Raw genomic sequence first — 591 nt, 5'->3', positions numbered from 1 at the left:
GTTAAGGGCATATTTGGTCAACCGAAGCGCATCATTTCGTGCTTCGGTTTTATTATTTTAAATAAAAATCATCAATTMACGGAAAAATGATGATTTTTATTTGTTTAAAGATTTTAATTTGTTAAAATAGTATAAAAATAGWTTGAAAGTAAAGGGGTGTATATATGTCGGAAGGGCTTATGAAAATGTGGTTTGCTTTAGGGGCAATTGGATTTATGTTTCTCGCAGTAAGTTTTATTTTATTGAGTAGGCATAAAATGAAGAATAAATTTTTGAAAGGGATTACAGCTTTAGTAGCGTACACCCTCATGATTGTATCGGGAATTGTTATTTTCCTTGTTGTATTTAGTGGCCCTATTGAGCAATAAAGGATGTGTAGTCGGTAAATGTTACAAAAGCAACAGTCCATACTAGCATGAAAAGGTGATTGTCAGTGAAAAAAATCCATATTATTTTAATATTTTGTTGCATGAGCATTTTAACAGGGTGTATGTATCCAAGAGAAAATATGAAACAAAGTGCTATTCCTTATGAAGACCAGTTGCAAGTTGTACAAAAAGCCATTAATACATATAAGGAGCAAACGGATGG

General features: G+C 31.9%; 1 protein-coding gene. It reads left to right on the top strand.

Features of this window, described 5'->3' with window-relative positions:
• Window positions 1–164: 164 nt before the first annotated feature.
• Window positions 165–368, top strand: a complete 204-nt coding sequence (locus AC1DJR_RS32770) for a DUF2768 domain-containing protein (protein ID WP_002011815.1) — start codon at window positions 165–167, stop codon at window positions 366–368.
• Window positions 369–591 lie beyond the last annotated feature (223 nt).

The organism is Bacillus sp. 05T31 (genome assembly GCF_056396725.1).
Note: the sequence above shows the minus strand (reverse complement) of the source record. Positions and strands in the feature narration are given on the sequence as shown.

Coding starts and splice junctions, on each gene's coding strand:
- AC1DJR_RS32770 (WP_002011815.1), top strand. CDS start 165: ATGTCGGAAGGGCTTATGAAAATGTGGTTTGCTTTAGGGGCAATTGGA.